The organism is Helicobacter apodemus, from assembly GCF_003097575.1.
GTDB classification, from domain to species: domain Bacteria; phylum Campylobacterota; class Campylobacteria; order Campylobacterales; family Helicobacteraceae; genus Helicobacter_D; species Helicobacter_D apodemus.
The window spans coordinates 716,113-742,682 of record NZ_CP021886.1 but is presented as its reverse complement, the minus strand read 5'-3'; the positions used below and the strand labels follow the sequence as shown (position 1 = coordinate 742,682).

At 33.6% G+C, this 26,570-nt stretch carries 26 protein-coding genes; 14 read left to right on the top strand and 12 right to left on the bottom strand.

What is annotated here, in order from left to right:
* Window positions 1-49 precede the first annotated feature (49 nt).
* The 14 genes from yajC to CDV25_RS03550 all read left to right on the top strand — a co-directional run bounded on the left by yajC (window position 50) and on the right by CDV25_RS03550 (window position 16,763).
* The gene (yajC, locus tag CDV25_RS03615) at window positions 50-331 is read left to right on the top strand and encodes a preprotein translocase subunit YajC (RefSeq protein WP_108910810.1); all 282 of its coding nucleotides are present in this window, start codon (window positions 50-52) and stop codon (window positions 329-331) included.
* Window positions 328-1,917, top strand: coding sequence for a protein translocase subunit SecD (secD, locus tag CDV25_RS03610; RefSeq protein WP_108910809.1), 1,590 nt, complete (start codon window positions 328-330; stop codon window positions 1,915-1,917). The genes yajC and secD overlap by 4 nt, the downstream gene beginning before the upstream one ends.
* Entirely contained in the window at window positions 1,917-2,888 is a 972-nt protein-coding gene (gene secF / locus CDV25_RS03605) for a protein translocase subunit SecF (RefSeq protein WP_108910808.1), read from the top strand. The genes secD and secF overlap by 1 nt, the downstream gene beginning before the upstream one ends.
* Window positions 2,889-2,897: 9 nt before the next feature.
* Window positions 2,898-3,239 (top strand): DUF6394 family protein, encoded by a 342-nt coding sequence (locus CDV25_RS03600; RefSeq protein WP_034552821.1) that lies wholly within the window; start codon window positions 2,898-2,900, stop codon window positions 3,237-3,239.
* 8 nt (window positions 3,240-3,247) lie between these two features.
* A complete protein-coding gene (gene leuS / locus CDV25_RS03595; RefSeq protein ID WP_108910807.1) occupies window positions 3,248-5,692 on the top strand; it encodes a leucine--tRNA ligase in 2,445 nt (814 codons plus the stop codon).
* Window positions 5,689-6,186: a hypothetical protein gene (locus CDV25_RS03590; protein ID WP_108910806.1), complete on the top strand. Its 498-nt coding sequence runs from the start codon at window positions 5,689-5,691 to the stop codon at window positions 6,184-6,186. Before leuS ends, CDV25_RS03590 begins: the two co-directional genes overlap by 4 nt.
* On the top strand, window positions 6,186-7,385 hold the full coding sequence (locus CDV25_RS03585; RefSeq protein ID WP_108910805.1) for a diguanylate cyclase domain-containing protein: 1,200 nt from the start codon (window positions 6,186-6,188) through the stop codon (window positions 7,383-7,385). The genes CDV25_RS03590 and CDV25_RS03585 overlap by 1 nt, the downstream gene beginning before the upstream one ends.
* The gene (locus CDV25_RS03580) at window positions 7,375-8,508 is read left to right on the top strand and encodes a Mur ligase family protein (protein ID WP_239056416.1); all 1,134 of its coding nucleotides are present in this window, start codon (window positions 7,375-7,377) and stop codon (window positions 8,506-8,508) included. Before CDV25_RS03585 ends, CDV25_RS03580 begins: the two co-directional genes overlap by 11 nt.
* Window positions 8,505-9,434: a M23 family metallopeptidase gene (locus tag CDV25_RS03575; RefSeq protein ID WP_108910803.1), complete on the top strand. Its 930-nt coding sequence runs from the start codon at window positions 8,505-8,507 to the stop codon at window positions 9,432-9,434. The genes CDV25_RS03580 and CDV25_RS03575 overlap by 4 nt, the downstream gene beginning before the upstream one ends.
* Window positions 9,353-9,811, top strand: a complete 459-nt coding sequence (locus CDV25_RS03570; RefSeq protein WP_108910802.1) for a bactofilin family protein — start codon at window positions 9,353-9,355, stop codon at window positions 9,809-9,811. Before CDV25_RS03575 ends, CDV25_RS03570 begins: the two co-directional genes overlap by 82 nt.
* Window positions 9,798-12,827: a transcription-repair coupling factor gene (mfd, locus tag CDV25_RS03565; protein ID WP_108910801.1), complete on the top strand. Its 3,030-nt coding sequence runs from the start codon at window positions 9,798-9,800 to the stop codon at window positions 12,825-12,827. The genes CDV25_RS03570 and mfd overlap by 14 nt, the downstream gene beginning before the upstream one ends.
* 5 nt (window positions 12,828-12,832) lie before the next feature.
* Window positions 12,833-14,386 carry a S8 family serine peptidase gene (locus CDV25_RS03560; RefSeq protein ID WP_108910800.1) on the top strand — a complete coding sequence of 518 codons (1,554 nt, stop codon included), beginning with the start codon at window positions 12,833-12,835 and terminating at the stop codon, window positions 14,384-14,386.
* A 65-nt stretch (window positions 14,387-14,451) separates the two neighbouring features.
* On the top strand, window positions 14,452-15,933 hold the full coding sequence (locus tag CDV25_RS03555; protein WP_108910799.1) for an autotransporter outer membrane beta-barrel domain-containing protein: 1,482 nt from the start codon (window positions 14,452-14,454) through the stop codon (window positions 15,931-15,933).
* Entirely contained in the window at window positions 15,933-16,763 is an 831-nt protein-coding gene (locus CDV25_RS03550; protein WP_108910798.1) for a TIGR00282 family metallophosphoesterase, read from the top strand. The genes CDV25_RS03555 and CDV25_RS03550 overlap by 1 nt, the downstream gene beginning before the upstream one ends.
* On the opposite strand, the gene argJ is transcribed toward CDV25_RS03550, so the two are convergent.
* From argJ to CDV25_RS03490, 12 genes are all read right to left on the bottom strand, one after another.
* Entirely contained in the window at window positions 16,741-17,931 is a 1,191-nt protein-coding gene (gene argJ / locus CDV25_RS03545; protein ID WP_108910797.1) for a bifunctional glutamate N-acetyltransferase/amino-acid acetyltransferase ArgJ, read from the bottom strand. The genes CDV25_RS03550 and argJ overlap by 23 nt on opposite strands.
* Window positions 17,924-19,051: a potassium channel family protein gene (locus tag CDV25_RS03540; protein WP_108910796.1), complete on the bottom strand. Its 1,128-nt coding sequence runs from the start codon at window positions 19,049-19,051 to the stop codon at window positions 17,924-17,926. The genes argJ and CDV25_RS03540 overlap by 8 nt, the downstream gene beginning before the upstream one ends.
* A 21-nt stretch (window positions 19,052-19,072) precedes the next feature.
* Window positions 19,073-19,261: a 50S ribosomal protein L28 gene (gene rpmB / locus CDV25_RS03535; RefSeq protein ID WP_034555082.1), complete on the bottom strand. Its 189-nt coding sequence runs from the start codon at window positions 19,259-19,261 to the stop codon at window positions 19,073-19,075.
* A 68-nt stretch (window positions 19,262-19,329) separates the two neighbouring features.
* Window positions 19,330-20,295 (bottom strand): NAD(P)-binding domain-containing protein, encoded by a 966-nt coding sequence (locus CDV25_RS03530; protein WP_108910795.1) that lies wholly within the window; start codon window positions 20,293-20,295, stop codon window positions 19,330-19,332.
* Window positions 20,288-20,488, bottom strand: a complete 201-nt coding sequence (gene ccoS / locus CDV25_RS03525) for a cbb3-type cytochrome oxidase assembly protein CcoS (RefSeq protein WP_108910794.1) — start codon at window positions 20,486-20,488, stop codon at window positions 20,288-20,290. Before ccoS ends, CDV25_RS03530 begins: the two co-directional genes overlap by 8 nt.
* A complete protein-coding gene (maf, locus tag CDV25_RS03520; protein WP_108910793.1) occupies window positions 20,485-21,039 on the bottom strand; it encodes a septum formation inhibitor Maf in 555 nt (184 codons plus the stop codon). The genes ccoS and maf overlap by 4 nt, the downstream gene beginning before the upstream one ends.
* Window positions 21,040-21,098: 59 nt before the next feature.
* Window positions 21,099-21,455, bottom strand: coding sequence for a holo-ACP synthase (gene acpS, locus CDV25_RS03515; RefSeq protein ID WP_034555430.1), 357 nt, complete (start codon window positions 21,453-21,455; stop codon window positions 21,099-21,101).
* A 3-nt stretch (window positions 21,456-21,458) separates the two neighbouring features.
* Window positions 21,459-21,992, bottom strand: coding sequence for a flagellar basal body-associated protein FliL (gene fliL / locus CDV25_RS03510; protein ID WP_108910792.1), 534 nt, complete (start codon window positions 21,990-21,992; stop codon window positions 21,459-21,461).
* A gap of 65 nt (window positions 21,993-22,057) precedes the next feature.
* Window positions 22,058-23,122 carry a chorismate mutase gene (pheA, locus tag CDV25_RS03505; RefSeq protein ID WP_108910791.1) on the bottom strand — a complete coding sequence of 355 codons (1,065 nt, stop codon included), beginning with the start codon at window positions 23,120-23,122 and terminating at the stop codon, window positions 22,058-22,060.
* A gap of 8 nt (window positions 23,123-23,130) precedes the next feature.
* Complete coding sequence (gene lysA, locus CDV25_RS03500; RefSeq protein WP_108910790.1) at window positions 23,131-24,387, bottom strand: diaminopimelate decarboxylase; 1,257 nt, start codon at window positions 24,385-24,387, stop codon at window positions 23,131-23,133.
* A gap of 51 nt (window positions 24,388-24,438) precedes the next feature.
* The gene (locus tag CDV25_RS03495; RefSeq protein ID WP_108910789.1) at window positions 24,439-25,602 is read right to left on the bottom strand and encodes an FtsW/RodA/SpoVE family cell cycle protein; all 1,164 of its coding nucleotides are present in this window, start codon (window positions 25,600-25,602) and stop codon (window positions 24,439-24,441) included.
* A gap of 34 nt (window positions 25,603-25,636) precedes the next feature.
* Window positions 25,637-26,539 (bottom strand): methylenetetrahydrofolate reductase, encoded by a 903-nt coding sequence (locus CDV25_RS03490; RefSeq protein WP_108910788.1) that lies wholly within the window; start codon window positions 26,537-26,539, stop codon window positions 25,637-25,639.
* Window positions 26,540-26,570 lie beyond the last annotated feature (31 nt).

Sequence of the window (26,570 nt, the reverse complement as noted above, 5' to 3'; positions counted from 1 at the left end):
AACTTTGCTAGAATTAAGCCATTATTTTTCAAGTTTAAAAGGTTATTTTATGGAAAATGCTGAAAATATTTTTATGCAACTTCTTCCTTTAATTGTTTTAATCGCAATTTTTTATTTTCTAATCATTCGCCCCCAACAAAAACAGGCAAAGAATCACAAAGAAATGATTACTGCTTTAGATAAAGGGGATAAGGTTATTACCAGTGGAGGGTTTATTGTAGAAGTCGTTAAACGCGAAGAGGATCATTTTATGGTGCGTTTAAATGATGATACGATTGTGAAGTTAGCAAAAGATTATGTTGCTAAAAAGTTGGATAATCATTCTAAATGAAAAAGCCTTTTAATAGTAAGCTGTTTTTTTTTATCTTAGCTACACTTTTTGGCATTATTTTATCTTTGCCCACTTTTTTACAAACGCAAGGTCCTAAGATTATTTTAGGACTTGATTTACAAGGTGGATTAAATCTTTTATTAGGTGTTAAGAGTGAGGAGGCGATAAAAGTGCGTTATGCGACTTTAGCTTCTGCTCTTAATCATTATAGTATAGAGGAGCAAATCTTGCTTGATAAATTAGTTGTGGGTGAGGATAATTTAAGTTTTGAGCTCTTAGATTCTAATGAAAAATCAAAGATTGATAAATACCTAAGTCAGCAAGAGGGTTTGGAGATTGTAGAAAAGGATTTACAATACACCCTTACTCTAAGTGCTAATGAGAAAATTAATTTAGAAAATTTTGCTATTGAACAGGCTATTGGTAATATCCGCAATCGTCTTGATCAATTTGGTTTATCAGAGCCTAGCGTGATTAAACAGGGTAGTGATGCCATTTTGGTGCAGCTACCCGGTATTAAAACTCAAGAAGAGGAGCAGAGGGCTTTAGATCTCATTTCAAAGGGTGGTCATTTGCAAATGATGGCTGTTGATGAGGCTAGGAATGCTAGAGTAGCTACGATGAGTGAGAGGGAAGCACAAAGTTATGGGGATGTGATATTGCCCTTTATTAATAATCCCCAACAAACAATCTTGCTTAAAGCCATTCCCATTTTAGATGGTAGTATGCTAACAGATGCGAGGGCTGCTTATGATAATAATGGACAACCTATTATTAATTTTACGCTTAATTCTCAAGGAGGAAAAATTTTTGCGGATTTTTCGGGTAAAAATGTCGGGAATCGTATGGCAGTTGTCTTAGATGGAAAAGTGTATTCTGCACCGGTTATTCGTGAGAGAATTGGAGGGGGTAGCGGACAAATTAGTGGTGGATTTAGTGTATCTGAAGCTAGTGATATTGCCATTGCTTTACGCAGTGGAGCTTTGCCAGCTCCTATTTTTTTGCTAGAGAAAAGAAGTGTTGGACCAAGTTTGGGTGCGGATAGTATTAGGGCTTCTTTGATAGCCCTTATTAGTGGAGCAGTGCTTGTAATACTCTTTATGGTATTTTATTATGGTATTGCTGGAGTGATTGCTAATTTGGCTATGGTTGTTAATATTTTGCTTGTAGTTGCTGTTATGGCACTTTTTGGAGCTACTCTTACTTTGCCGGGTATGGCGGGTATTATTTTAACGGTGGGGATGGCAGTTGATGCTAATGTTATTATTAATGAGAGGATTAGGGAGGGATTTAGAGCAGGAGAGAATTTTATAAAATCTATGGAAAATGGCTATATGAATGCTTCAAGAGCTATTTTTGATTCTAACCTTACTTCTTTAATTGCTGCTGTTTTGCTCTATGTGTTTGGAACAGGGGCTATTAAGGGATTTGCTATTACTATGAGTATAGGCATTATAGCTTCTGTAATTACCGCTATTGTAGGAACTCACGGCATTTTTAGGTTTTTGCAAAATAGTATTATGAAGTCTGGAAACTATGCCCTTTGGTTTGGTTATAAACAACAAGTTTATAAAAGGAAGCTCTAATGGATTTTTTTAAATATAATAAAATCTATGACTTTATAAAAATGTCTAATTATGGCATTGTGATTTCTGCGATTTTTTTTACTGCTTCTATTATTTTGTTTATTAAACCCGGATTTTCACTAGGGGTAGATTTTGCCGGTGGGACTATCGTGCAGATTCAATATACTAAAGTTGCTCCTTTAGCCGAGATTCGTAAAAGATTAGAAAGTGTAGAATCTTTTAAGGGGGTTCAAGTTAGTGAGTTTGGCTCTCCTGAGGAGATTTTAATTAAGTTACCTACGGCAAATTCTTCTGTGGAGCAAAATATTGGGGAGGAAATTGCTAAATTACTTAGTGATACTGGAGAGTTAAGCATTCGTCGTGTGGATATTGTGGGACCAAAAGTTGGGAATGAGCTTAAAGAGAAGGGGACTCTAGCCTTAATTTTAGCCCTTGTTTCTATTATGGTGTATGTTTCTTATCGTTATGAATGGCGTTTTGCTCTAACAAGTATTCTTGCTTTAATCCACGATGTAGTTATTACTGCAGGTGCTGTTGTTTTGTTTAAGATTGATTTGAGCTTAGAAGTAGTTGCGGCACTTTTAACTTTGATTGGTTATTCTATTAATGATACGATTATTATTTTTGATAGGATTAGAGAAACTATTAATTTGCGGGTGAATGATAATTTAGAGAGTGTTATTAATGAGGCTATTTCTGGGACACTTTCAAGAACGATACTCACTTCTTTGACGGTATTTTTTGTGGTTTTAACCTTGTATTTATTCGGTGGTGAAATTATTAAAGGCTTTAGTTTGCCTATGCTTGTAGGTTCTATTGTCGGTAGTTATAGCTCTATTTTTGTAGCGAGTAAGCTTGTGGTTTTGTTGAAATTTGATTTAAAAAAATACCATCAAATGTTAGCGGAGAAAAATAAAAGAGCCTTAGAGAAGAAGAAGTTAAGAGAAATGTATGAAAGAGGTAGGATTTAAGGAGTATTGATGGACTGGGGAAAAGTTATTTTTATTTTTTTTATTTTAATGAGTTTAACCTCAACGATTGGTTTTTTATATGAACAAAATGTTATTATGCTCTTTATTGCTGCTGGGGTTAATATGCTTTCAACCATTTTAAAAGTGGGGGTTAGGAACTATATGTCTTCAGAGATTATGGCAGCTTCTTTAGTTGCAGACTTACATTTAATTCCTGCTTTTATTTATATGCAGGCTTTTAATGATATTGCAGTTGCCGTTGCACTTGCTTTAGGAGCCTTAGCGGCTAATATAGTTTCTATTGTTTTTGTGGTTGTTGAGAGTGTTAAGAACTATAATAATTATAGTTAGGAGTGGTGATGGAGTATAACGCAAAAGCTATCGAAACAAAATGGCAAAGTTTTTGGGAGGGGAATAATGCCTATGAGCCTAAAGAGGATAAGAATCTCCCCAAAAAATATATTTTAAGTATGTTTCCTTATCCTAGTGGGAATATCCATATGGGGCATGTCCGTAATTATTGTATTAGTGATGCTATTGCAAGAAGATTTCGTAGAAAGGGTTTTAATGTGTTGCATCCTATTGGTTGGGATGCTTTTGGAATGCCTGCAGAAAATGCGGCTATAAAGCATAAAACGCATCCTAAAGATTGGACTTATAGTAATATTGACAATATGCGAAAACAACTTTACTCGCTTGGTTTTTCCTTTTCTAAAACTAGAGAATTAGCGACTTGTGATACTCTTTATTCTAAATGGGAGCAGAGTTTATTTATTGATATGTGGGAGAGGGGACTTATTTATCGTAAAAAAGGTTTTTTAAATTGGTGCCCAAATGATAAAACAGTCCTTGCTAATGAGCAAGTTGTTGAAGGGAGGTGTTGGCGTTGTGATGCGCAAGTTGTTCAAAAGGAGATGTATCAGTATTTTATTAAAATCACCGATTATGCCCAAAGCCTTTTGGAGGATTTAAGCCTTTTAGAGGGTAAATGGCCAAATGCGGTTTTAACAATGCAGAAAAATTGGATTGGTAGGTCAGAGGGCTTAAGTTTTAAGTTTTTATTAGAAAGACCTTTGGAGGTTAAGGGAGAGACTTTAGAAGCAGTAGAAGTTTTTACCACGCGTCCTGATACAATTTTTGGGGTGAGTTATTGTGCCTTAGCACCAGAGCATCCTTTGGTGATGGCTTTAATCCAGCAAGGATTATTAAAAGAGGAGATTCAAAAACAAATTCAAAGGATGCAAAATGTTTCTATTAAAGAACGTTCCTTGCAAGAAAAAGAGGGTTTTGCTCTAGGAATTAATGTAATTCATCCTCTAAGCAAAGAAAAAATACCCCTTTGGGTGGCAAATTTTGTTTTAATGGGATATGGTAGCGGTGCTGTAATGGGTGTCCCAGCACACGATGAGAGGGATTTTGATTTTGCTAAGAAATATCATCTCCCCCTTAAAGAAGTGATTGCTAGTGAGGGTAATAGGCAATTGCCTTATTGTGAAGCGGGGAAATTAATCAATTCTCAAGAATATGATGGATTAGATTCAAAAACTGCTAAGCAAAAAATTATAGATTATTTTCAAAGGGAAAATTTAGGCTTGGCTGTTGTTAATTATAAATTACGCGATTGGGGGGTTTCAAGGCAGAGATATTGGGGGACTCCTATACCGCTTATCCATTGTAAGAATTGTGGAATTGTGCCTGAAAATAAAGAAAAATTACCGGTTAAATTGCCAGAGGATGTAGTTATTAATGGGGAAGGGAATCCTTTAGAAAAACATATTCTTTGGAGGAAGTGTATTTGTCCAAAATGTGGAGGAGAAGCCCAAAGAGAGAGTGATACCTTAGATACTTTTGTGGAATCAAGTTGGTATTTTTTGCGTTATACCACTCCACCTAAGAAGCGAGAGGAAACAATTTTAAGTTTAGAGGACGAGAAGTATTGGATGGGCGTTGATGAGTATATTGGGGGTATTGAACATGCTATTTTGCATTTGCTTTATTCGCGGTTTTTTACTAAAGTCTTAAGGGATTTAGGATATACCCAACAAAGTGAGCCTTTTTTGCATTTGCTTACGCAAGGTATGGTGATAAAAGAGGGTGCTAAAATGAGTAAATCTAAAGGAAATGTCGTCAATCCTGAAGAGATTGTTCAAGAATATGGTGCGGATACTGCAAGGCTTTTTATCCTCTTTGCTGCACCTCCTACTAAAGAGCTAGAATGGAATGATTCTGCCTTAGAGGGGGCTTTTAAATTCATTAAACGTCTATGTGCGAGGATAGAGAAAGCACAAAAGGTAAATGCACTGCCAAGTATTGATTCTAATGCACTTACTAAAGTAGAAAAGTTTGCTAGAAAAAAAGTCTATGAAGCTTTAAAAAAATCTAATGAAATTTTTAGTTATGAGAGCGGTTATGCTTTTAATACTTTAATTGCTGCTTGTATGGAAGCACTTAACGCACTAAGTGAGCAAGATAATCCACAAATATGGAGTGAGGGGTATTTTGTTTTATTAAATGTTTTAGAACCTATTATCCCGCATATTTGTTGGGAGCTTAGTCAGCAATATTTTTATTTAGAAAACTTTAAAGAATTATCCATAGATGAAAAAGCTTTGCAAGATGATGTTATTATTATGGCAATTACCATTAATGGAAAGCGTAGAGGGGAGCTTGAAGTAGCTCTTGATACTCCTAAGGAGGTTATTATAGATAAAGCAAAGGCATTAGTTGCAAAATGGCTTGTTGATAAGAAGATTCTTAAAGAAATTGTCGTGCCTAATAAATTAGTAAATTTGGTGGTTGTATGAGTAGGTATGTATTCTTTCTCCTTATAGTCTTTTTAGCAGGTTGTGGTTATACGCCCATAGCTCATCATACTAAAGAAGTTTTTGAGGATAGGATTTTTGTGGAAGTAAAAATTGATGTAAGGGATCCTAAAAATAGCGTAACTTTAAAAGATGAGGTATCAAAGGCTATTTTTAAGAAGTTCCATACTGCTATTTCAGATAAAGAGGATTCAAATGCGGTGATTGAAATTATTTTAAAAAATATTAGTTTCTCTCCTTTGGCAGAAAATACCATAGGTTTTTCAACTTTTTACCAATGTAAAACAGAGATTGAATTTAAATACACTAATAAAGCTACCCAAAAAACAAGAATTTTCACTAAGGAGGGATATTATAATTTTGCTTTAGGGAATATTTCAGTTATTACTGATTCTATAAGAATGGAAGTGATTAATAAGGCGGTTTTAAACACTTTAGATAGTTTTATTTCACAAATTGGGATTGATATTTCATAATGCCAAATATAAAATTAATAGCTAGAGAAACTTTACGGCAGCTCATAGAAAATAAAATTGAACCAACACCAGAAGCTTATGAAAAAGAATTTTATCACCAGACGAAAAAAATGGGGATAAAAAAAGAAGAGCCTATAGATCTTAATCAGTTATTAGCAATGTTAAAAGGAGATGCTAAAGAGATTGCTAATAAATCTTTTAAAAACAAAGATGAATTCACAATTTTCTTAATCAAAGTGCTTAATCTTATCTATCATTATAGGGCGAACTTTAATATGCTCTTAGAGATGGAGAGGATTTTTTTAAGGTTATTATCTACGCATCCTGATAAAGAGATTAATACTCTTGCTAAAGGGTATCTTATAGAAATTGATAAAATTAATTTTCAAACTAAAGAGCTTTATAAAAAACGTTGGTTGGAACAAACGAAAAAAAATTTAGAGGTTAAATGGAATGATTTTGATAAAGTTTTAGAATTTGTTGGTGATTTTAAAATAGAAAATGATGAATTTAAGAATTTGCAAGAGAAAATAAAAAGGTATTTAGAGGGTAGCAGGGATAAAGAAAATGGAAAGAATCTTTTAAAAAAAATAGAAACTTTTTTTCAAGAATTTGCCGTTCCTTACCCCCAACGAAAAGAAGAGCAAGATTTAAAACTAGAGCAAGAGTTAAATACTAAAGAAGCCAGTGTTTTAGAATATGCTGATATGGATTCTTTGCCTATTAATTCTATTACAACTCTGATAAGCAAGGAAGGTATGCAAGATATTTTGAATTTTGCTGAAGAGGAATATAGGGAAAATAAGAAAAATTATTCTGTTGTTATTTTTGGTATTGTGAGTTATCATCAAGCCCTTGAACTTTATGGAAGTGAAGCATTAAAACGCGTATTGACTATACTTGGAAAGTTTTTAAAGAAGTATAGTAATACTAGTGATTTGATTGCTTATTATGGGGAAGAGAAGTTTTTAGCTTGTTTGTTAGACAGACAAAAGGAACAGGCTATTACCTTTATTCGTAAATTAGATGCAGAAGTAAGGAAAAGTATTTTTGTGTATCAACAAACGCGTATTCCTATAAAACTTAGTGCTCAAGTCGCACACCGAATTGAGGAGGAAAGTTTGGAAAAAATGCTAAAAGTAGTTTTAGAGGAATTTGCTAAATATGAAGATACACAAGGTATTATTGATGAGGCTTGAAGATTTTTTAGAACAAAAAGGGAGTGAATATGCCCATTTTGACCCTAAAAGAGCACCAGCTATCTTACGCTTTTTGCCGCATTTATCTCATCTAAGATGTAAGATTATCCATATTGTTGGCACTAATGGAAAGGGCAGTGTGGGGCGATTTTTAAGCCTTTTACTAAGGCAAAGAGGTTTGAATGTAGGACATTTTTCTTCCCCACATTTGCTCTATTTTAATGAACGTTTTTGGCTAAATGGTAAAAATGTTTCTTTAGAGGAGCTAGATAGGGCTTTTTTAAGTTTAAACCCAAAGATTCTTCAAGAAGCTAGTTATTTTGAAGTTTTAACTTTTTTAGCTTTGGAAGTTTTTAGGGAATGTGATTATTTTGTTTGTGAAGCAGGACTTGGAGGGGAGTTTGATTCAACTACAACTTGCACTAAGCCTATTTTAACGCTTTTTACCTCTATAAGTTTAGATCATCAAGAGTTTTTAGGAGAAAGCTTAGAGGCTATTGCTAGGACTAAACTTAATGCAATGAGTAAAAGAGCGATTTTGGGGATTCAAAGTTTTTCTTGTGTAGTGAAAATCGCTAAAGAGGTTGCAGAGAGTAAAAAAACACAATTATCAGTGTTAGATTCTAAGGATATTTCAGAGGCGATCAAACAATATTGCTCTAAAAATGCTTATCCTAAATATCAGCAGGAGAATCTAGCTTTAGCTTACTATGCTTTTGAGGATTTAGGATATAGAGGGGATATTCTAAATCTTCCAAGATTAGATTTGCAAGGGAGAATGCAACAAGTATTTTCTAATGTATGGGTAGATGTAGCACATAATGTAGGGGGTGCAAAGGCAATTTTGGAGAATTTTAGTAAAGACAAATATATTTTAGTTTATAATTCTTATAAAGATAAAGACCCAAAGGCAATTTTGGAAGTTTTAAAGCCTATTATTCAAAGTGTAGAAATTTTTGTTTTGAATCATCCAAGAATAATGCCTAAAGAGGATTTAGAACAGATTTTAAAGATTTTAGAAATACCTTATAGAGAATTTTCGTTTTTAAAGGAAAAAGAAAAATATCTAGTCTGCGGTTCTTTTAGTGTAGGAGGAGAGTTTTTGAGGAAGTTTAGAATATGAAAAATCGGTTTATTGTAACTATTACAGATATTAATGGATCTAAACAATATAATATTCATCAATATATGAAACAAATCGTTTTGTATATTGTGTTGCTAGTTGTGGTGATTTTTTTCTTTAGTTTTATTTCGATTCAATTGCTTTTAAAAGAAGTGAAACAGATTGAAGATAAGCGGAATTTAATGCAAAGAGAGTATTCAAAAATTAATGAAAAAAACCAAGAACTTCAGGATTTAATTAATGAAAAAACTCAAGAGCTTATGATAGTTTCTGATAGAATAGAGGATTTAGAGGGGATTGTTGGATTAAGCGATAGGATTATTGAAACAAATTTAAGTCTCGTAGAGAGGGTGGATTTAGCAAAGATTACAGGCACGCAAAAGGCATTGGTTATGCAGTTAATCCCTAATGGCTCACCTTTGCGAGGCACTCATCGTGTTACAGCAGAATGGGGAATAAGAGTGCATCCTATTTTAAAGCGAACCCATTCTCATACAGGTATGGACTTTGGTGTCTCCATTGGGACTCCTATTTATGCTCCAGCTGATGGTGTAGCAGATTTTGTGGGAGGCAGTTATAATGGTGGATATGGAATTATGGTAAAATTAGAACACGCTTTTGGATTTAAAACCTTTTATGCACATTTAAATCAAGTGGTGGTGCAAAAAGGGGATTTTGTAAGACGTGGGCAATTAATTGCATATTCTGGAAATACGGGAAGAAGCACAGGACCCCATTTGCATTATGAGATTCGTTATTTGGGAAAGGATTTAAATCCTAGACCCTTTATAGAATGGACTATGAGGGATTATACAGAAATTTTTGAAAAGGAGAAAAGCATAAAATGGCAATCTTTACTAACGGTGATAAACAGTCTGTCGGAAATTCAGGAAACACAAGCATTATCGCTCAAGGCACTAGAATAAAAGGCGATATTCTTAGTGAGTGCAATTTACATATTGATGGGAATTTAGAGGGCGGAATTATTGCTAAGAATAATGTAATAATTGGTAAAAATGGTAATGTCAATGGGAATATTAACACAGAGCATTTAGTGGTAAGTGGTAAGGTTATGGGAAGTTGCACTTGTAATATTATAGAGATTTTACCTCAAGGTAGAATTGAGGGAGAGATTATCGCTAAAGAGCTTATTATAGAAAAAACCGGTGAGCTTGTTGGTCAAAGTATCGTGCATAAAGGTAATGAATATAAAAATGTCTATGATGCGGAATATAAGCAATCTTTTGGTACCCCAATTAAACCTATAACTCTTCAAAATAAGGAAGATATTGAGTCAAAGTAGTATTTATGAGTTTTTAAATACTAACAAAACCCATTTTCAAAAAACTTATAAAGAGGGTTTAATCTTTGTTGTTGAAGATAACATTCAAGCCTATAAACTTAATGATGTAGCAAAATTTCTTGGCTTTGAATCTTTTGTTTTGCCTGATTTTGCAGTAGTTTTTGGTGAGGACTTAAGAAGCTATCAAGAGGAGCTTTTAGGGATTTTTAATACCCTTAAAGAATTTTATCAATGTAAAGATAAGAAATTATTATTCACCCCTTTGCATACTATTTTGCATAAAATGCCAAAATTAGGATCTTTGCAAGGTTTTAAAATGGAATTTGGTATGCAAGTTAATTTGCAAGCATTTAAAGAGCGGTTATTGTATTTTGGGTATGAGTTTGTAGAGTTAGTAGAAGTAAGTAGAGAAGTTTCTATTCGTGGGGATATTATAGATATTTTTCTTCCTCATTTAGAAAATCCTGTGCGGATTTCTTTATTTGGTGATGAAATTGAAAGTATAAGAAGTTTTGATGTGCAAACACAAATTTCTTTTAAAGAGGAAATGGAGACTTTAGAGATTCCTCCAGCTTTTTTTAATCTTGATAGTTTGGGTTATGAGAGACTTTTAGAGAGCATAGAGGAAAATCTTGCTAAAGAGGAAGTGCAAGATAGGCATAATTCTTTGGTGGCTTCTTTTGGGCTATGGTATTTAGAGGATACCCAGTATTTATTCCAAAAATACCCTTGCAAATTATTACCCCAAGCTTTAAGGTTAATTCCAGAAATTATAGAGTTTAAAGAGCAAAATCCACAGGTTTTAGAGGAGATTTCAACTTTTGATGTTTTAGAAGAATCTACAAACTATCAAGATTTTGATTGCAAGTTTAACCAGCTTTCAACCCTTTTAACATTGCATAAAGATAAAAAAATCATTATTATCTCTAAAACACAATCCCAGCTTCGTCAAGCAGGGATTATTCCTAGTGAGCATAAGGAATATGAATTTTGCTTAGATAAAGATTATGGGATTTGGATTTTAGGTAAAGAGCTTTTAATCTTATCTCTAAATACTCCTACTAAGCAAAAACGCAAGATCCAAAGCAAGATTTTAATTGATGAGCTAAAAAAGGGTGATTATGTGGTGCATATTGATTATGGGATTGCTCTTTTTAATGGGATTATCCAAGCAAATATTTTTGGAGCAACTAGGGATTTTATTGAATTAAAATATTTAGGGGATGATAAGCTGCTTTTACCCGTAGAAAATCTTGATAGGGTGGATAGGTATATCGCCGATGGAGGTGTCCCTCTTTTAGATAAATTAGGCAAAGGTTCTTTTGCTAAATTAAAAGAAAAGGTGCGTGAAAAACTGCTTGTGATTGCAGAGGGCATTGTAGCTCTTGCTGCAAAACGCGAACTCATTGATGGGATAGTTATTGATATTAATAAAGAGGAGATTTTACTTTTTCAATCGCAAAGTGGTTTTGTTTATACGCAAAGTCAAAAGAGGGCCATAGAGGAAATATTTAAAGATCTATCTAGCCATAGGGTTATGGATAGATTATTAAGTGGAGATGTTGGGTTTGGCAAAACAGAGGTGGCTATGAATGCTATGTTTGCTTGTTTTTTAAGTGGTTATCAATCTGCCATTATCGTCCCTACTACACTCCTAGCTTATCAACATTTTCAAACGCTCTCTCAAAGATTAAGTGATTTTGGGGTAAAGATTGCAAGGCTTGATAGGTATGTATCTGCTAAAGAAAAAAAAGAGATTTTGAAGGGTTTGCAAAATGGAGAGATACATATAGTTGTAGGGACGCATATACTTTTAAATGTAACTTTTAAAAATCTTGCTTTAATTGTTGTAGATGAGGAGCATAAGTTTGGTGTAAAGCAAAAAGAAAAAATTAAAGATTTAAGCACAAATATTCACCTGCTTACAATGTCTGCTACCCCTATCCCAAGAACGCTTAATATGGCACTCTCCCATATTAAGGGATTGAGTGAATTAAAAGAACCCCCTAAAGAGAAATTAGCGGTTAGAAGTTTTGTGAAAGTGTATGGTGATTCTTTGATCAAAGAGAGTGTTTTAAGGGAGCTAAGGAGAGGGGGGCAAATTTTTTATATTTATAATAATATCGCCTCTATAAAGCATAAAAAAGAGGAGATTTTAAGGATACTGCCTACTTTGAAAATCGCTATTTTGCATTCACAAATCCCTAAGCAAGAGGCGGAGGATATATTATTAGGCTTTGCTAAAGGAGAATTTGATATGCTGCTTTGCACTTCTATTGTGGAATCTGGGTTACATTTACCTAATGCTAATACCATTTTAATTGATAAAAGTGATAGGTTTGGGATTGCAGATTTACACCAATTAAGAGGGAGAGTTGGTAGGGGCAATAAAGAGGGGTTTTGTTATTTTTTATTAGAAGATTCTATATCCATTACCCAAGAGGCTAAAAAGCGGCTTTTGGCTTTAGAGAAAAATTCTTATTTAGGGAGTGGAGGTGCCTTAGCTTATCATGATTTAGAGATTAGAGGAGGAGGGAATCTTTTAGGTGAGGCACAAAGCGGGCATATTAAAAACATTGGCTATTCGCTTTATTTAAGAATGCTTGAGGAGGCGATTTATACCCTAAGTGGGAATATGAGAGAAGAAAATAATGTAGATGTGAAATTAAGCGTTAGGGCATTTTTAAGCCCTGAACTTATCGCCTCTGAATCACTGCGTTTAGAGCTTTATAGGAGACTTTCGCGCTGTGAGGATACTAAAAATGTTTATGCTATTGCTAGGGAAATTGAAGAGAGATTTGGGGAATTAGATATTTACTCTAAGCAATTTTTAGAGCTAATTAAAATTAAAATTTTAGGAAGAAATGCTAGAATCTCTAAAATTTTTAATTATGCAGAAAAAATTACCTTTGTTTTTTTGGATAAGCAACAAGATACTTTTTATGCAGAAACTAAAGATGAGGAAAAGGTATTACAAGCAGTTTTAAAAAAATTAAAAAATATTCTTTCAAGGTAGGGGAAATGCGATTTTTATTATTTTATGGATTTTTGGCAACAAGTTTTGCGGATAGTTTTGTTAATTCTCAATCTTTGGATCTAATTAATGCCTCTGATGCTTATAAGCAGGGTATTACAGGTAAGGGTGTGAATGTTGGTGTTTTAGATACGGCTATGAATAAAAACCATATTAGCTTAAAGAATAAAATAGGTGAAGAATTAATATTTGATGCTTCTAGTAATGATCATGGGAGCCATGTAGGAGGTATTATAGCTGGAGAGAAGCTTGATGAGAATAAGCCTTTTGGTGTGGCTTATGATTCTATGCTTTATTCTGGACAAATCTTTGGGAATGGTGATATTCCTAGCTTTACAGACTTTTTTACCAAAAATAAGGTAAAGATTATTAATAATAGTTGGAATACTACACTTTATCCCTTTGTTGGGCTTCAAGATTTAATCTTTGATAATGCAGTTTTTTATGAGGGCAAACAACCAGAGTTTTTTTTGCGAAATGCTTATCAAGCCGCTTGTGCTAAAGAAGTAACAGATTTAGCACAAAACAATCAAACTTTACTCGTATTTGCTAGTGGGAATGAGGGGATTATTGCTTCAGGATTGTATTCTACCTTGCCAAGTTTTGATGAGAATTTACGTGCTTTTATTAATGTTGGATCTTTAAATGCTAATGGTGTTTCTAGGAATGGAGATAAATTAATAATAAGGGCTAAGGGGGTGAGTGATTTTGGCAATGGTTTTTTAAAAAGTGAAAATTATTCTTTAATGGCTTTTGGAGAAGAAATTAATAGTGCCAATGCTGCGCATGTCAATAGTTATTTCAAAAGAAGTGGAACTTCTATGGCAGCCCCTATGGTAAGTGGTGCAGCAGCACTAGTAGCACAGAAATTCCCCTTTTTAAATGGTAAGCAAATCGCAGATGTTTTATTAAGCACTGCTAATAAAGATTATCAAGCCCCTAAGCTAGTAGTGAAAAAAAGTGATGAGGGTGATACAGGATATTACACAATTATTTATATTGACAATGATCTACCAAAAGATAACAATAATGGTAATAATATAGAACAAATTAAAAAAGATTTAGAAGCAGAGGGTTATACACATGAGGAAGCAGAAAAAATTGTAGAAAATCTTATTACAAAAAAAATTTCTACAAATTATGATGCAGTTATTCGATTATCTAGAGAATCCATCTTCGGACAAGGTATTTTAGATATAAAAAAGGCTTTAGGGGGTGTAGCTACCTTAGATGCTAATCGCCTTAATGATAAAGATAAGCAAACCTTAAAAAATAATACTCAAGAACTCTATTATACAGTGGATACACAAGGAAACAATGCAGAATTTAGCAATGATATTACCCAAAAACAATGGGATTCTAGTTTGCATTTAAGTAATGCTAAAAACCTACCAACAAATATGGATAATCTTAATGTTGGATTTATCAAAAAAGGCACAGGAGAATTAACTTTTAGTGGGAAAAATACTTATGCGGGTCTTACGATTATTGAAAATGGGGCATTGCGATTAAGGAGAAGTGCTAAAGGGGGGGGGAGTTAGTTAATAGCAGTGTTTTTGTTGAAAAAGGTGGAAAATTAAGCGGTAATGGGATTATCCATAAAAATTTGACTAATGAGGGTATTGTAAGGGTTGGTAATGAGGATTTAAGTAATTTAGAAGTAAAAGGGGCTTATACACAAAAGGGAGAGGATAGTCGTTTGCAGCTTGATTTTGGACGCCATAAAAATTCTAAGCTTATTGCGGGTAGTTATGATATTCAAAGTGGGATATTAGAATATATCCCACTTCAACAATTTTTTTATAGTGGGGAATATGTCAAGATTGATTTAGGAGAGCTTAGTAATTCTATTGATAAATTTACAGAAATAAAGGTTTCTGAAAATAATGCAATGCGTTTTGAAGCTGTGCTTGATGCAGATAAAAGAACAATTAATGCAGCTTCTGCCCTTAAAAGTGATGCTTATAATACTCCTAATAGCAGTATAGGAAGTGTCTTAAGAGAAATAAGGAATAACCAAGATTTATCAGAGAATTATAGAAATTATTTTGCACTTCTAGATAATAGCCCAAATTCTATAGAGATTTTAGAAAGTATTGAGGGAAAGAGTTATTTAGATAATGCTGCATCAGATGCCAATAATGCTTTATCTGCTACACAACAAAATATGCTCTTTGCCCTTAATCCTACTGCTGTTACTTCTTTAGCCTTTAATCTTAAGCAAAAGCCTCAATATGTAGCTTCTGTTAATAGTGATAGTCTAACTAATACTTGGAATTTTTTAGAATTGAATGATAAAAGCTTCTTTTGGTATCTTAGTCCTAATTATAAAAAAATTAATGGGGATGGTAATAAGGGTTATTCAAGTGGTGTAGATTTAGCTATTGGGAAAGATTTTAATGAGGATTTAAGAACAACTTTAAATCTAAAGTATTCTAACACCAATTTAGATTTTAATGGAAGTGATTTTGATTCAAAGAATGTTAATTTGGGTGTTAATGCAATTTATGATGTTGAAGCCTTCAAGCTTCTTAGCGGAGCTTTTGTAAATTATGGTTTTAATAAAATGGATAGGAAGGTTTTAGGTTCTCCTGACTCTATTAACGCAAATTATAATAACTTAAGCCTTTCTTTGCAAATGGGTATGGCAAAAGACTGGGAATTACAAGACTTCACTTTAACGCCTTTAGCCTATCTTAATTATGCCTATTATCACCAAGAATCTTTTAAAGAAAGCGGAATGTGGTCTAAAGAATATGATCCTATTAACCATCATACCACCTCCCTAGCAAGTGGTTTAAATCTCTCTTATAACTTTGGAGATACCTCTTTAAAGCATATTGTATCAGGCTTTGGAATCTATGAATATCGATTAAATGGAAAAACACTTAAAAATGAAGCACGATTTAATGATTTTATAACCCAAACCTTTACCCAACAAAATGAACTTAATAAATATCTCATTTCTCTAGGAGTTTCTTATTATCTTAGCTTTAAGGATTATTTTTTGAGTGTATCTTTTGTTGATGAGTTGGCAAGAAAGGAAAATAATATGAAGCTATCAGGTTCTTTTGGGATGAGATTTTAATGCGTTTTGGATTTATTGGGGATATTGTAGGAAAGATTGGCAGAGAGGGAGTGAAAAGATACTTGCAAACTGCTAGAGAGAAGTATCATTTAGATTGTGTGATTGCTAATGGTGAAAACGCAAGTCACGGCTTTGGGCTTGGAATTTCTGCTTATGAAGAATTAAAGTCTTATGGAGTAGATATTTTTACAGGAGGGAATCACACTTGGGATAAAAAGGATATTTTTCCGCTTTTAGCACAAAAAGATTCTAAAGTTTTGCGTCCGCATAATTACCCTAAAGGAGTGATTGGCACGGGATTATATTGTGGGGAGATTCATCAAGAATCTTTTGCAGTGCTTAATCTTATGGGGAATTTTGGAATGCCACAATGTGATAATGCTTTTATTTGTGCTAAGGAAGTAGTGCAGAACTTATGGCTTGAGGGGATAAAGAATATTATTATAGATTTTCACGCTGAGGCTACTAGTGAGAAGAAGGCGATGTTTATGATGCTTAAAGGTAAAATTGGAGCAATTTTGGGCACGCATACGCATATAGGCACAGATGATTTAGAGATTTTTGAAGGAACTTTTGGGGTTAGTGATGTAGGGATGAGTGGGGCTAGAGAAAGTGTTATTGGTATGAATCCACAAGAACCTATTGAGAGATTTTTAACAGGAATCCCTAATAAGCTTAGTGTATTAGATAAAAAGGGTATTGCGAGTATTTTTCAAATGATAGTGTTTGAATTACAAGGAGGGAGATGTTTAGAGGCTTTTAAGTTAAAGGCTATAGATTCTAAAGATTTAATCAAAACGATTTGTGCTAACTTCTATAATCTGCATTGATTTTAATGTATTCATAACCTAAATCACAACCATAAGCAATAAAAGATTCCTTACCTAAGCCAATATTGCAAGTGATTTTATAAGAATCTTGTTGGAGGATTTTTGCAGCTTTTTTTTCATTATCATCATCAAAAAAAATCTGTCCTTTAGCATAAACACAGACTTCGCCAAAGTAAATTTCTAAAGTATTAGGGTCGCATTCTATGCCACTTGCTCCAATAGTCGATGCTATTCTGCCCCAATTAGGGTCGCAACCAAAAAGTGCAGTTTTAACTAATAAGGATTGACTAAGGGCTTTAGCCGCTTTGATTGCCTCTTTTTTGCTTTTAGCTCCTTTAACTTCAAAGGCGACAAGCTTTGTAGAGCCTTCTCCATCTCTTAGTATCTCTAATGCTAGGTGTTGCATAAGTTGTGTAAGGGCAAAGAGGAAAGCTTCTTTATTATAAGCTTTACTTTTACCATTACTTAAAAGCAAAATCGTATCATTGGTTGAAGTATCCCCATCTACACTAATGGCATTAAAGGTTGTTTTAGAGGCTTCCTCTAATAAGGGCTTCATATCCTCTTTGGGGATAGCCGCATCTGTTGTAATGAAGCATAGCATTGTGGCAAGTGAGGGATTTATCATACCCGCTCCTTTGCAAATGGCACCGATTCTAAAATGGCTTTTATCTTTTAAAAGAACTTCAAAAGCAAGGGTTTTATTAAATTTATCTGTTGTCATAATAGCAAGGGAGGCTTGTTTGTTGTTTTTGTGGTGTAAATGTATTTTTTGGAGAGATTGAATAATCTTTTCTTTTGGGAGTTGAACGCCAATGACTCCTGTAGAGCTCATAATAGGATTGTGAATTTGTGGGTGCAATTTTTGTAATTCTTGAAGAATTTCTTCAATATTTTTTAAACCTTGTATGCCTGTTAGCGCATTAGCGTTTTTAGAATTTATTAAAACAAAATTTGTCTTAAAAGGGGTGTTGTAATTTTTGTAATGCAAAATAGGTGCGGCTTGAAACTTGTTTTGTGTGAAAAGTGCTTCTACTTCACAAGGGATATCAGAGTAGATAAAAGCAATATCAGGCATTGAATCTTGTTTTAATCCTGCACTTATGCCATCGCAGAAAAATCCCTCTGCCGCACATACCCCATTATCAATAGGAAAGAGACTAAACATATTTTAACTCTTCGGGTTTATCTTTTTTGGCGATTAATTGTTTAGTTAAACGCACTCCATTAGAAGTCCCAATAACAAGCAATTTGCATTCATTAGTAATGAGTGTATCCCCATCTGGCATAGAGATAAATTTACCCTCTTTTTGTGTGATTCCTACAATGAAGGTTTGTGTAATTTCTTGTAAATGTGTTTCTTTGAGTTTTTTTAAGATTAACCAAGAATAGCGCGGGACAACAATTTCTTCTAAATCAAGTGGTGTGTTTTTTTGATAAGCGAAACGTTCAAGCAAGTTTTCCATATCCGGACGCGTTGCCATAGCATTAACTCTTTGGGCAAAGAGTCTAGAAGGGGAGACGACATAATCTGCCCCAAGTTTTTTGAGTTTTTCTTCATCTTCATTGGTATTAGCATTGCCAATGATAAAATAAGGCTTACGTCCTAATTCTCTTTCATAAAGACGCACCGAAGCAATTTGTGCAATATTATCGGCAATATTATTAGAGAGCGTAATAACACCTCTAGCACTAGAGAGATGGGATTTTAACATAGCAATTTCTGTATGTGGATTTTCATTAACATAAAAAGGATAATGGTATTTTGCCGCAATATCCTCTAATACATTATTGTTATCTACGACAACAAAAGGTATATGTGCTTCTCTGAATTGTTGAGAGAGTTGGATGGTGTATTCATTGTGATAGCAGATGATGAAGTGATTTTTAAGGCGGGCGATTTTGTAAATCATATTGCGTTCCTTGATGATAGAGATAAGTTTTCCACGATTTAATACATCAATAATACTAATAACAAAAAAGCTTAAAACAGCTGAACCAGCAAGCATTACAATTGCGGTATAGATAATGTCTAAAGCATCAAATTCATTTTCTTTTAGTGCCCCAAAGCCTGTTGTTGTAAAAGTATAAGAAGCTTGAAAAAAGGCTTCAATTAAAGTGTAGTCTGTGATAACTACATATCCTAATGTGCTAAGAAGCAATCCTAAAAATAAGAGTATAAAAGGAGTTCTAAAAGGTTTTAATTGTTCATAAAGTGCTCCTGATAAATCAATATCGGGTTTTTGAACACCTTCCCAATGGAGGAATTTTTTAAAATTATTAAGCACTGCTTAATCCAAAATAAAGGATTAAGAGCGCTTTTTCATAGTTCTTAGAGTAGAAGCAGCGACTTTAATTTTGGCAGTTGTTCCATCTTCTAGTTTGATTCTAATAGTTCTTAAGTTTGGGAGAGATCTCTTTTTGGTTTTATTGTTTGCATGGCTTACATTGTTGCCAACCATAGGACCTTTTCCACTAAAAAAACATCTTCTTGCCATTTCTTATCCTTGTTAATAAGATTGTAAAATAAATGGCTATTCTACTAAAATTTATATAATACAAAGCTTTAAAATTTTGTAAGCTTTTCTTGGATGCTTTGAATAGAATGAAAGCCGTGATTTAATGCTGCTGCAATAGAACCTCCATTTTTAAAAAGAATATCACCAGCAATATAAATTCCATCCACAGAGCTTTGATGTTTATCATCCACTATGGGGGTGCCATCTTCATTAAGATCTAAATTACATTTTTTTAAGAAATCAATAGGTGCTATTCCACCAATGGCATAAATGATTCTATCAAAGACCTCCTCACTACCATCTGTAAAATAAACTTTGGGTTTGCCATTTTCATCTTCTATTTTTTGTATATCTATACCAAATTTTGGGGTGATCTTTTGGGATGTTAGGCAGGCATTTAGATTTTCTTGGTTGGTTTCGTTGATTCTTGAAAATTCTGTGCGTCTATAATTGAGTGTGATAGGATTAGTTTGGCTAAGCACACAAGCATATTCAACAGCGGAATTTCCACCTCCTACCACTAAGATTTTCTCTCCATCTGTAGTGGTATTTGCATTAAAGTTAATGACTTTTTTAAGAGAGAATGGAAGCGGATAGGTAGGCTTGTTAGGTTGCCCCATTTTTCCAATAGAAATTACGATAAATTTAGCTTTTGTAATTTCATTATTCGTTGTTTGAATGGTAAATAAATCTCCTTCTTTTTTAATAGATTCTACTTCTGTGTTAAAATGAACTTCTAAGCCATTTTCTTTAATAATTTTATCAAATAAATCTAAGGTGCTTTCTTTTGTCCCATCACAGAAATAGATGTTCCCATTAAGTTCTACTTTTTGCCCTTTATAGTCTTTATCTACACGTTTTTTGTCTTTATAAAATTTACGGATGGTTGTAGAGTGTCCCTCACCCTTTTCAAATAAAATTACTTCTTTAATTCCTAAAATAGCGGATTCAACGGCAGAAGCAATACCTCCTGGACCTCCTCCAATAATTGCAATATTATAAATTTTATTCATTTTTTTCCTTTTTTATTGATTGATTATTTGCCATATGTCGTAAGTCTTCTTCACTATCAAATAAGACACCTTGCATCATTTTTTTTTCATCATCAAATTGCCCATTCTTTAGCCCCCATATGAAAGAAATAAGACCAAGTAGCCCAATAATAATTGAAGTAGCAAGCATTATAGCAACCATCCCGGTATTCATAGTGTTTCTTTTAAAAAAGGGTGTAGTGCTTGAAAATTTAATCCCATAGCATTAGAAGTTTCCCCAATTTGTTTTTTGATATATTTTTGATGGAATCCCTCTACCATAACAGCTCCTGCTTTATTTTCCCATTCTTTGCTAATAAGATATGATTCCATATCTTCTTTATTGAAATTAAAAAATTCGTAATAAGTTTGACTAAGATTTAGAAAATAGAAATCTTGGGAATGTAAAATCATACAAGTTAAAATATTAATAGAAGCGTTACTTTGTGCTGACAAAAAACTTCTTGCCTCTTCTTGAGTTTTAGCTTTTCGTTGGAGTTTTTTCTTGCATTCCACTACGCTATCGACTACTAAAAGTGGAATTTCTAGCCCGTAGGTTTGGAGTGCAGCCTTATGTTTCCCGAGTGCGGCTTGATAGACGAAGCTTTTAGGCGTCGTTAAAGACAGACTTTCTTCATTAAAATTATTATCACATTGTATAAAAGGAATCTGATAGGCTGATAAGATTAGTTTTCTACTAAGTGAAGAAGAGCATAATCGAATCACAAAATTCCTTTCAAATGAGATAAGGTCGGCATTATAGCATTTTTTTGTTAAAGCTTATTTTATTTAAAATTTGCAGCAACAATTGCGATGGCTAAACCATTATCGTGGGTTATAGAAAGGCTTAGAGAATAGAGATTAAAAGCAAGGAGTTTATCTTGCGTGAGTGTTAGAAGGGGTGCTCCTTTAGGGGATTTTGAGATTAGAATATCATAAAAAGCTAAATCTTTTGAGATACCACATTTTAAAGCTTTTGAACATGCTTCTTTTGCTGCCCAAAACCCTGCAATACTTTGGGTGGTTTTGGCAATTGCTATTTCTTCTGGAGTGAGGAATTTTAGTAAGCCCCTCTCACCAAATCTTTGGAGGAATAACTCAATCCTTTTAATAGCAATTAAATCAATGCCAATTTCTACCAAATATTATTGCACCACAAATTCAGTAAAGAATAAATTAGAGATTCTACCATCCACTAAAAATTCGTTGATTCTTTCGATAATCTCTTCTTTAAGTTTTTGTTTGCCTCTTGTCGTTTGAACTTCTTCGAGGGTTTTAGAACTTAAAATCGTAATAATTACATCACGTATAACATCATTTTTTGTATCAACTTCTTGTTGCAAGGGAGCCACACTTAATTCTAAAACAATAGAGGTTTTTAAGTAACGTTTGCCACTTCCTGTGGACATTAAATTGATAATAAATTGCTTGAGGGGATACATAGGACCTACACTTAAAAGACTGCTATTTGGGTTTGCCATACTTCCTTTACTTGCCGCACTTTGTTGTGCTGGTTGGATAGGTTCATTGGCTTGTGGCTCATCATCACCGCTAAAGATTAAGATGGCTACTACAATTAAAATAACTAAGAGTAATGCTACAACACCAATAATAGCAAAGAGAATCATTTTATTTTGTTTTAAGGCTGCTAATTTAGATTCTTTTTCTTCTTCTGCCATTTAGGTTCTCCTTTTGAGTTTAAAGAAGCAATTATAGTATTTTTTTAATAGAATTTTCAAGCAAATTAGTTTTTCAAATAGCTTCCAAGCCATTTTAATTCTTGGGGATAAATTTCAAAGAGTTGGTGAATATTATCATCGTCAATATGCCCATCAACATCAATAAAAAAACAATAGCTAAAATTGCCATTGGAATGTGCGGGGCGCGATTGTATGGAAGTTATATTAATATTAAGCTTTTTAATATTTCGTAGTAAGTGATATAATACCCCGGGTTTATTGGTATTTACTAGATTTGCAAAAATAGAAGTTTTATCTCTACCACAGGATTGGTTTTTAAAATTACTAATGATAATAAAGCGGGTTTGGTTGTTAGCATTATTTTCTATGTTTTCAAATAAAATTGGCACTTTATAGAGTTTAGCCCCAATATGTGAGCATATACAAGCTGATTGAGAGTCCTCTGCAGTAAGTTGAGCAGCTCTAGCTGTAGAATCTACAGGTATTTTTTGGATATGATCTAAGCTTCTTTCACTTAAGAAATGGGAGCATTGCCCAAAGGCAATATCTTTAGAGTAGATTCTTTTAATCTCTTGAATGTTTTGAGAAGAGGTAGCAAAACAATGATGGATTGGCATATAGACTTCAGCGACAATTTTTAAAGGAGTGCTTTTTAGCAAATCAAGAGTTTCCCCAACTATGCCATTTTGGTTATTTTCAATCGGGATTACGGCATAGTTTGTGCAACCTTGTTCAACGCTTTTAAGGGTTGTTTGTATGGTGTTATAAGGGAGATACTCACACACTCCTCCAAAGCGGCTTTCAGCAGCTTGGTGTGTATAACTTCCAAGGGGACCAAGATAAGCTATTCTCTCTGGAAGTTCAAGATTCCTACTTACCGCAAAAATTTCTAAATAAATGGATTCAATGGCATTTTTGTTTAAATAATGGGGGTTTTTTGCAAGCAATCGTTGGATAATTTCTTGTTCCCTTTCTGGGCGATAAATAGGAGTATTGCTTTGGGCTTTTAACTTTCCAATATGTTTTACAATTTCCATACGTTTTTCTAAAAGCTCTAAAATATTATCATCGATAGCATCAATTTCTTTTCTAAAAGCTTCTAATTTCATTCAAACTCCTATAAATAATCCTTCTCTAAAGCAATTAAATCTTCAAAACTTTCTCTTTTGCGGATAAGTCGTAATTTTCCATCTTCAATAGCAACTTCTGCACATTTTGTACGGGTATTATAATTACTTGACATACTAAATCCATAAGCTCCCACGCTAAGAATTGCTAAAATATCCCCTCTTTCTAGCTTGGGTAGAGCAATATTTTTTCCTAAGTAATCACCGCTTTCGCAAATAGGTCCTACAACATCTGCAAGACTTTGATGAGCTTTTGTATCTTTTAGTGGGATAATTTGATGGTAAGCATTATAAAGGCTTGGGCGGATTAAATCATTCATAGCTCCATCAACGATAATAAAACGTTTGTCTTGATTTTCTTTTTCTAATAAAACTTTGGTTAAAAATACTCCACTATTACCTACAATAAATCTGCCTGGCTCACAAATAATAGTCACATCAAGCCCTCTTAGGGTTTCTAAAATAGCTTGTGCGTAATCATAAGGGTTAATAGTGGTTTCATCATCATAAGTAATCCCAATACCGCCTCCAATATCAAAAAACTTTAGATTGATTTTTAAAGCTAATAAGCTATGTGCTAAAGAGGCGATTTTTTGTGCTGATTCTTCAATGGGGGTAAGTTTGGTTAATTGACTACCTATATGGAAGTGAATCCCAATGGGTTCTAGGACCTTAGAATTATGTGCGTATAAATAGAGCGATTTTGCCTCCTCAATGCTAACGCCAAATTTATTTTCTTTTAAGCCCGTGGAGATATAGGGGTGTGTTTGGGCGTTAATATCTGGATTAACACGGATGGAAATTCTAGCATTTATATTCATGGTTTTAGCGATTTTTTCAATCCTTAAAAGTTCCTCTTTGCTTTCGATATTAATAAATAAAATGCCAATTTTTAAAGCTTCTTGTATTTCATAATCTTGCTTTCCAACGCCACTATAAATAATCTTATAAGCAGGGATTCCAGCAATAATGGCACGTTTAATTTCTCCTAAAGAAACACAATCTGCACCACTTTCTAAAGTAGCGAGTTTTTTAATAACGCTCAAGTTAGAATTTGCCTTTAGAGCATAGCAAATAAGCATTTTTCTCCCTCCAAAGGCTAGTTTTAGTTGTTCGTATTTTTGTGCTATTTGGTTAAAATCATAAACAAAAAGTGGGGTTTGGAATTGTTGTGCTGCTTGGAGTAGGTTTTGGTTGCAAAGATTTCCGCTTAATGTAGGAATATTTAGAGCTTTCGTATCTTTCATTCTCTCTCTTTGTTGTATGGGATTTGGTATTATAATCAAACTCTCCTAAAATTAGGATATTTTTGCTTTTTTGCTAATAGATAAAACCATACCAATCATAATGCTAGAGCTTAAGATAGCACTTCCTCCATAGCTTAAAAAGGGGACGGCAATGCCTTTTATGGGGATAAGCCCAGAAATACCAAAAACATTAATCAAAAAAGAAAAACCCAAAATAATGGCAACTCCTGAACAAAAAAGGTAATAAATAGTGTTTTCACAGCGATTAGCGATTTTTAGAATCCTAAAAATAAGGCTTAAAAAAAGCAGACTTATGCAAAATAATCCTAAAAATCCTATTTCTTCTGTGATGCCTGCTAAAATAACATCGGTATGCACTTCACTTAAAAAACCAAGTTTAATAAGTCCATTGCCTAAGCCTTCTCCTAAAATACCCCCATTAGCAATGGCATTTAAGGAGTGTTGCACTTGATAAGGTTCAGGGAGGTTTTCAATGCGTAAAGAATTAGCAATACTTGGAGGAAAAAATGAGAGGATTAAATCTTGTGCTCCAGCCCACCAAGCTTTTATTCTCATAATGCGGTGAGCACTTGTAACAATTACAATGATAAAGAGTGTGAAAGTAAAACTTAGTAGATACAAGAAAAGTTTAAAAGAAGATCCTGCAAAAATCATCATTAAGGCTAGAGTTGTGCCAAGTAAGACAATTTGTCCTAAGTCATTTTGTAAAATGGCGATGAGATAAACAGCGATTAAAAAGACTAAGGTGTAGGGTAAGAAAGTAATAAATTCCTCTTTTAAATCTTTTTGCTCCTCTAAAGAAAATCTCCGTGAGAAACTCCAAGCTAAAAAAACTACAAAACCAATTTTAAAAAATTCTACAGGAGCCAAGGAAAAGAAAGGCAGCCTAATCCATCTTTTTGCTCCTCCAGCACTTGTTGCGAGACTTTCGGGGAGGAAATGCATAATAAACATTAAAAAAATTCCACCAAAAAATAATAAAAATCCAAATTTTAAAATAAAAGAATCAGGATTGCATTTAGAGATTCCCCACATTACTAAAATACCTAAAACTCCAGCAATACATTGACGAATCATAAAATGAAATTCATTATATTCATAATATAAAGTAGCAAAGGTAGAGAGCGAATAAGAAAATAAAATACTAATAGTGATTAAACTTGCACTAAAGAAAAATAAAGGACGATCAACCATTTATACTATTCTACTTATAAATTATTTTGGGATTTTAGCATAAAATATTTTCAATGAGTTTAGGTTTATTAGCACTCATAAAATGAATTTTTTGGTAAAAACACCGAAGTTTTTCAAAAAAATTTTTACTTTTTGCTAACCCAATGGCTGCTTCATTATTATGGGCTTTTTCTAAGGCATTAAGCCAATCTTGTGGGACATGGACACCAGGTAGTTTATTGTGTAAAAATAAAGCGGTTTTATAAGAAGTGATAGGGAAAAAGCCAAGCACTAAAACAGATTGTGTTTTGCATTCTTGGTTGATTTCTTTATTCCAGCTTATAAGTTCTTTAGCGATTTGTAAATCATAAATGGGTTGTGTGAAAATCGCTTCTGCTCCATTTTGTATTTTTTCTTTCATTTTTTTATAGGAGGTTTCTTTTTTGTTGGGATAGGCATTTAAGACGCTAAAGGGATAGATTCTTTTGCATTTTCCACTAATGTTTTGATTGTTAATATCTTTTGCTTGGTTGAGTTGTTTTATGATTTTAAGCAATAAGTTGCTATTACCTTCAAAAACCCCTTTAGCCTGTGTTTGGTTGCCAAGCCTTAAAGGATCTCCTGTAAGGGCTAAAACAAGGCGTAAATCTAAGCTATTCATTCCAATAAGCTCACTTTGTAAAGAGAGCGTATTCCTATCTCGCATAGACATTGTTGTAATACTTGGGATTTTGAAAGTATTTTGCAATTTAAGACTTGCTAAGGTTGCACTATGTTTAAGTTTGGCTAATGGGGAATCTGTGCAAACAAAGGCATCAAGTTGTTGGAGTAAGGAGTCGCTAAAATCATAAAAGCTCTCTAATGAGAAGCTAGAAGGTGTTGAAAATTCATAGGTGAAGCATTTTTGGCTATTTTTTAATTTGTTAATAAAATCTTCTATCAAGCAAGTATTAGTCATAGTTAGAATAACTCTTAGTGTTTTAAGATGG

Bases quoted from the DNA above. Each gene is read 5' to 3' on its own strand.
- ccoS (WP_108910794.1), bottom strand. From the start codon at position 20,488: ATGAATACCGGGATGGTTGCTATAATGCTTGCTACTTCAATTATTATT.
- CDV25_RS03580 (WP_239056416.1), top strand. From the start codon at position 7,375: ATGAGGCTTGAAGATTTTTTAGAACAAAAAGGGAGTGAATATGCCCAT.
- secF (WP_108910808.1), top strand. From the start codon at position 1,917: ATGGATTTTTTTAAATATAATAAAATCTATGACTTTATAAAAATGTCT.
- CDV25_RS03550 (WP_108910798.1), top strand. From the start codon at position 15,933: ATGCGTTTTGGATTTATTGGGGATATTGTAGGAAAGATTGGCAGAGAG.
- leuS (WP_108910807.1), top strand. From the start codon at position 3,248: ATGGAGTATAACGCAAAAGCTATCGAAACAAAATGGCAAAGTTTTTGG.
- CDV25_RS03575 (WP_108910803.1), top strand. From the start codon at position 8,505: ATGAAAAATCGGTTTATTGTAACTATTACAGATATTAATGGATCTAAA.
- pheA (WP_108910791.1), bottom strand. From the start codon at position 23,122: ATGAAATTAGAAGCTTTTAGAAAAGAAATTGATGCTATCGATGATAAT.
- CDV25_RS03490 (WP_108910788.1), bottom strand. From the start codon at position 26,539: ATGACTAATACTTGCTTGATAGAAGATTTTATTAACAAATTAAAAAAT.
- CDV25_RS03530 (WP_108910795.1), bottom strand. From the start codon at position 20,295: ATGAATAAAATTTATAATATTGCAATTATTGGAGGAGGTCCAGGAGGT.
- fliL (WP_108910792.1), bottom strand. From the start codon at position 21,992: ATGGCAGAAGAAGAAAAAGAATCTAAATTAGCAGCCTTAAAACAAAAT.
- CDV25_RS03495 (WP_108910789.1), bottom strand. From the start codon at position 25,602: ATGGTTGATCGTCCTTTATTTTTCTTTAGTGCAAGTTTAATCACTATT.
- argJ (WP_108910797.1), bottom strand. From the start codon at position 17,931: ATGTTTAGTCTCTTTCCTATTGATAATGGGGTATGTGCGGCAGAGGGA.
- CDV25_RS03600 (WP_034552821.1), top strand. From the start codon at position 2,898: ATGGACTGGGGAAAAGTTATTTTTATTTTTTTTATTTTAATGAGTTTA.
- CDV25_RS03590 (WP_108910806.1), top strand. From the start codon at position 5,689: ATGAGTAGGTATGTATTCTTTCTCCTTATAGTCTTTTTAGCAGGTTGT.
- CDV25_RS03560 (WP_108910800.1), top strand. From the start codon at position 12,833: ATGCGATTTTTATTATTTTATGGATTTTTGGCAACAAGTTTTGCGGAT.
- rpmB (WP_034555082.1), bottom strand. From the start codon at position 19,261: ATGGCAAGAAGATGTTTTTTTAGTGGAAAAGGTCCTATGGTTGGCAAC.
- lysA (WP_108910790.1), bottom strand. From the start codon at position 24,387: ATGAAAGATACGAAAGCTCTAAATATTCCTACATTAAGCGGAAATCTT.
- yajC (WP_108910810.1), top strand. From the start codon at position 50: ATGGAAAATGCTGAAAATATTTTTATGCAACTTCTTCCTTTAATTGTT.
- CDV25_RS03570 (WP_108910802.1), top strand. From the start codon at position 9,353: ATGGCAATCTTTACTAACGGTGATAAACAGTCTGTCGGAAATTCAGGA.
- CDV25_RS03585 (WP_108910805.1), top strand. From the start codon at position 6,186: ATGCCAAATATAAAATTAATAGCTAGAGAAACTTTACGGCAGCTCATA.
- secD (WP_108910809.1), top strand. From the start codon at position 328: ATGAAAAAGCCTTTTAATAGTAAGCTGTTTTTTTTTATCTTAGCTACA.